The 5984-nt window shown below is 31.6% G+C and carries 3 protein-coding genes; all 3 read left to right on the top strand.

From position 1 onward, the window contains the following. The first annotated feature begins 135 nt into the window (after positions 1 to 135). The 3 genes from M3005_RS05765 (at position 136) to M3005_RS05755 (ending at position 5939) form a co-directional block, all read left to right on the top strand. Positions 136 to 1773 (top strand): DUF5776 domain-containing protein, encoded by a 1638-nt coding sequence (locus M3005_RS05765; RefSeq protein WP_293794501.1) that lies wholly within the window; start codon positions 136 to 138, stop codon positions 1771 to 1773. 170 nt (positions 1774 to 1943) lie between these two features. After that, the gene (locus M3005_RS05760) at positions 1944 to 3833 is read left to right on the top strand and encodes a DUF5776 domain-containing protein (RefSeq protein WP_293794499.1); all 1890 of its coding nucleotides are present in this window, start codon (positions 1944 to 1946) and stop codon (positions 3831 to 3833) included. Between the two features lie 171 nt (positions 3834 to 4004). Next, positions 4005 to 5939, top strand: a complete 1935-nt coding sequence (locus M3005_RS05755; protein ID WP_293794497.1) for a DUF5776 domain-containing protein — start codon at positions 4005 to 4007, stop codon at positions 5937 to 5939. Positions 5940 to 5984 lie beyond the last annotated feature (45 nt).

The following is a 5984-nucleotide window of genomic DNA, read 5'->3' as shown; positions in this document are numbered from 1 at the left end:
ACGCACTACAACTTCAAAATGGTCAATTCGTTACTGCCAACAAATACTTTGTTGTGAAGGTAAAATAGTTTAAATAAAAAGACTTTACTATTAGTGAAGTCTTTTTATCGGCTTATAAAGAAAGAAGGATTTAATATGAAAAAATCAATCAAGACTGCTCTTTTATTTTCCACATTAACCTTTGGATTTATTGGATCCCCAATATTAGGACACCAAGAACATCCCGCCATTATCGCTCACGCTGATGAAAATGATGAAGAAGCACGAGTTAAGGCATTAAATAATGCTAGTCCAACTGTTCAAAAAATCATCTTATCTTCAATTAATGATAATCCATCCTATTTGTCTGGTTTAGGTAAAAATAATTTCAAAACGGCATCAGAAGTTACGCCTGACATTTTACACGATTTAACTGCTCTTTATTACCAAAAAGATGCTACCTTAACCGCAAATGACTTAGTAAGTATTTCTTCAATCGTGAACATGGATAATTTAAAACAAATTGATTTTAACCACGTTACGTTTGAACAAAGTCCATTTAACACCTGGTCATCTTTACCTGAATTAGAAGAATTAAAAGTCGTTAATAGTAATCTAGACTCTAACAGTTTAAAACTACTATCAGCACCTAACGTAACCATGATGGATTTATCTCACAACAACATAGAAAATCTGAATACTTTTGCTGACCATGCCTTTCCAAAATTAAATACAATGTTTCTGGAAAATAATCACATTAGTGATTTAACACCTTTAACTGGTTATGAAGTTGAAGCGAATATTTTCGCTAAACCAAGTGAAGTTACAAACCAAACCATCAGCAAAAGTGTTACTGTAGATACGCCTGAAAAAGGTGGAGAAATCAAAATTAGCACTGACTTTTTGAAAGATTTAAAAATGGTCAATCACGGTAGCCTTTCTACTTTAGTTAACGGTGGCTCCACATATCTAACTATCGATCAATTAAGTGAAGGATGGAAAGCTGTTGGTAACGATGGCAATCCTTCCGTTAATAATTCAGAATATGATCGAAGTAAGAAACCTACCATCCCTACTAACGGTATCAATGAATTATCTTATAAATACGAAAATGGTGAATTGCCACAAGCAGTTACTTTTGAATTTCATAGTGATCTAAACTCTGATTTCACCGAAGATGGTTTTAATGGGAAAGTAACTATTCAAATTAATTATGTAAGTAAAGATAAAGAAACTCCTAACACTAACAATCAAAATAATACCAATAGTACTAATGATGAACCTTTAGTAGACCAAGGACAAAACAACTCCGGTAAGCCACAAGCAAAATATTTACCAAAAGTCATTGGGATTCGCGGTATGAACTTATATAGAACTAATAAATTTACCAAAGTTAACCGTATCAAACATTTCAATAAGGCAACTGGATACAAACGCCCACTATTTAAAGTAATTAGAGAAGTTTCTTCATCCATTGAAACCCCTCGTTATTATGTAGTTCAACTTGATTCAGTAACTCATAAACAAATTCCAGGTACATTTGGTTACATTACTGCTCAAGCAAAATATGTAACTCCGCTTTACTACACTAGCAAAGTAAAAGAAGTGAAAGTTATTAGTAAGAAACTAACTTCATACGACAAGAAGAACCTAACTAACACTTCTAAAGTATATAAGAAAGGTGCTATTCTCAAAGTTAAATCAATTAAGAAGAGAAGCAATTCATATGCATTAGAACTAAACAACGGTAAGTTTGTTGCCGCTAATAAATACTTTGTTGTTAAAGTTAAATAATCCGTTTAAAAAACGCTCACAAAAAGTGAGTGTTTTTTGTTGCTTTATAATTAAAATCCCCGTTATAACAAAAAACTTAATAAAACCTTAAAAAATTCATGTACTTTTAATAAAAATGGCATTAGAATTTACTTAGTTTCAAATAATCTATATATTAAGGTGGGTTTTAAATGAAAAAAACAGTTAAATCAGCTTTATTATTTTCAACAGTAATTTTAGGACTAGTAAGTACTGCCACTATTAAAACGACATCTCCACATTTATCAATAACTGCCCATGCTGATGGCAACAGCTCTCAATTAAGTGTTGATCAAGCCGCAAGCATTGTACAAAATATGACTCCAACAGCACAGGCAATTCTAGCTGATAGTCTTGCTGTAAATCAAAAAACCTTCTATCCTGATAATCAAACGTTCAGCGATCCTCAATCCGCATTAAACGTTATGTTGAACACCCAGGATAAAGTAAATGACGCAAGATTACTCCCTGAACTTGACACTGAAACAGCCCCTATATTTAAAGTTTCAAATATTACAGCAAAAGATTTAAATGATGTCTTTAAAATACTTGATCTAAACATTTTGGATACTTTCCAAACTTATGGTTCTAACTATGATCATAGCGGAGGATCGAATCCTCTTGAAGTTTTAAGTGGTGCCCACAAATTAAGATCTCTATCTATTACAAACTCAAACTTAACTGGTGATGAGCTTACTGTAATTCCCACTCAGTCTTTAACATCTTTACAGCTTTTAAACAACAACATTCGTTCAATTAATTTGTTAAATAGCCATCATTTTCCAAAATTAAAATATTTAAACATACCAAATAATCATATCGAAAACCTAAGCCCTATATCAGGATATAACCTCTATTCAATTACGAACACCAACTCTGCAGATCAAACAGATGTTGGAATTACTAGTTTTTATGGTCAAACTTTTAACGAAACACTTAATTTAAACGATTCATCTCAAGTAGAAACCGTTGGCGACAATTACAGAATATATTTCAAAAACATCAAAGATATTAACTTCAATGTAACTACAGATTCTGATAAAAATACAAATATACGTCCCATTTCAGATGGAAGTTATCATTTGTTTGTATATTCTAATATCCCAATACAATACAATGCTACATTTTATGGACATGATAACCAACCAAGTGCAACAGACCTTTCAGAAGATGGAAGCACAACAAACGGTGTAAGTTATGTAGAATTTCCAAAAACAAATGTTCCATCTCAATTGTCATTTGTTATTGAAAGCACTCAAACAATCGATGGAGAAGTACCAGCAATTGATTATAATTATACAATCAATTTAACAACACATAGCCAAAGTTCTAGTGATGAAAACGACACTTCTAATGACACAAGCACTTCCGATATGCCTAATTCTAATAATACCAACGTAAGCACATTACCTGACACACCTGATAAAGGTTCGAAATCTGGTAGTGCAACTACTCCCACCCCTTTTAATACCAACACTAACTCTAATATTTCCAATACAAATAACAGTTCTGTAATTACTAATGCACAATCTTCAAACAATAACACGTCTACATCATCAAATAATGATAACGAAAAATTAACGAATACATCAAACGATTCAGATAAGGAAACAAATAAATTTTCACCCAAAAAAGATTTAAAAATCTATAAGACTCTTAAATCTGGAAAAAAGGTAACTCAAATAATTAAAAAATCTTCAGTACTGAAGATTTTAAAGAAAATTCATAAGGGAAAGAAAACATTATATCTGGTTGAATATTTAGATAGTAAAACAAAGAAAAAAGAAAAAGGGTACATCCCTGCTGGTAAAAAGATATTTAGTTCTAAAAATAACTCGGACGATGTAGCTAAGGTTAAATTATTAAAACCAATAGAATCGTACAACGTAAACGAATATGGAACTTATCACAAAAAGTATTCCAAAGGATCAGTATTAAAAGTGGTTGATATTAGTATGACTGATCACACTTATTACTTACAACTTTCTAGTGGTAAATTCATCACAGCTAACAAAGATGATATTCGAGTAATTCATTACTAAATAAATCAAAAGCACTCACAAAAGTGAGTGCTTTTTTGTTGCTTTATAAGTAAATATATCTCATATAACGAAAAACTTAAGAAAACCTTAAAAAATTCATATACTTTTTCAAAAATATATATTAGAATTTAATTAACGTAAAATAATCAATATATTAAGGTGGGTTTTTTAATGAAAAAAACAGTTAAATCAGCTTTATTATTTTCTACAGTAGTTTTAGGCCTAGTAAGTATTACCGCTATTGAAACAACATCTCCACAGTTATCAATAACAGCTTATGCCGATTCTAGTGACAATAACACAATGCCACCAAGCATTGCTCAAATGACTGAAATTATCAAAAACATGAGCCCGAATGCTCAAGCTATTTTAGCTGATTATCTATTGTACTCTGGAAATAACGATTCTGGTTATAGTCCTATGTATAATCCAAATAACAAAAATTATGACAGTGCTCAAGATGCTTTGCTTGATATGGTAAGCAATCCCAATATTTATCAAGATATTTTAGGAGAGACTGGATTATCCATAACTAATCCAAACGCCGATGGAGTAACCAGTGCTTTTCAAAATCCATTTAAAATCAATACTATTACTTCTAATGATTTGAAGGATGTATTTAAGGTTTTAAATATCTCCAAATTACAAAGTCTACAAATATTCAACGTTTCATTAAATCATGATAATAACGATTCTCCTTTATCAGTCATCAAATCGGCAAATAAATTAACTTCGTTATTTGTTTATGAAACAAATCTTAGCGATAACGACGTACAATCAATTCCTCTAAATTCGTTATCAAAGCTATCTTTAATCGCTACTAACGTTAGATCAATAGATTTTCTAAAAAATAACGCAGCAAAAAATTTAAATATGCTAGCACTCTCTAGGAATAATATTGAAGATTTAAGTCCCGCGGCTAACTACAAGTTAACCGAAATTTTTGCAAATAAAAATATGGTGGATTCCTCATTTAATACTCAAACAATTACCAAAAATGTTAATTTATCTGATCCTAATGAGGCTACCTTGGTTGGTGACAATTATAAAATACCTTTAAACAACCTAAAAGATATTAACTTCTCAGTTACCTATGATTCTAAAAACAATCCTTCACTAACTCCTAAAATTGATGGAACCCATCATTTATACTCAATTATAGATTCTTCAGTAAATCCATCAGTCATCTCTTACGGATACGATGATAATCCAAGTTTGATCCCAGATGGTTATCTTTTGGATGGTTCAGCTACAAATGGTGTCAGTTATATCGAAGTACCTAAATCAAACTTCCCATCATCATTTACATTTACTGTACAAAGCACACAATCACTTAATCCAAAAGAAACAGATAACACAAAAACATCAGCAGTTGATTATACTTACACTATCAATCTAACTAAACAAGATGTAAATACAACCACCACTGGTTCTAACGCTGGAACCACTAGCTCGAACTCTGGTTCTACTACTACAACTACGAATATCAATTCAAACTCTGGTTCTACTTCTACTGGTTCGAACTCCGGTACCACTACTACAACTACCAGCTCCACTCCTACCACTACAGGTTCGAATACTGGCACTTCCACAAGTACTAATACAACGACTCCAAACACCAACGTTTCTAAACCATCAAATAATGATAGTAACAAACAAACTGATGTACCTAGTTCAGCTAAGAAATTAGTTGCACTTAAAGACTTTAAGGTTTACAAGACACTTAAATCAGGTAAAAAAGTAGCACAAGTGATCAAAAAATCATCTGTCGTTCACGTTTTAAAGAAAGTTCACAAAGGTAAGAAGACATTATACCTTGTTGAATACTTCGATAGTAAAACTAAGAAGAATGTTAAAGGTTACATCTCTGCTAGTTCAAAGAACGTTGGTTCACTATACTACACCAAGAATGTAGAAAAAGTGAAAGTATTAAAACGACTAACTTCATACAAAAAAGCAGGTCTAAAATCACCTTCTAAGAAATACGCCAAAGGAGAAGTTTTAAAGGTTAAAGCCGTTAAGAAACATGGTGATACTTACTACTTAGAACTATCTAACGGTAAATTCATTACTGCAAGCAAACAAGATGTTGAAGTAGTTAAATAATCTGTTAATAAAAAGCACTCACTAAAAGTGAGTGCTTTTTTTCTT

This window comes from Apilactobacillus sp. (assembly GCF_025290035.1).
GTDB lineage: Bacteria > Bacillota > Bacilli > Lactobacillales > Lactobacillaceae > Apilactobacillus.
Note: the sequence above shows the minus strand (reverse complement) of the source record. Positions and strands in the feature narration are given on the sequence as shown.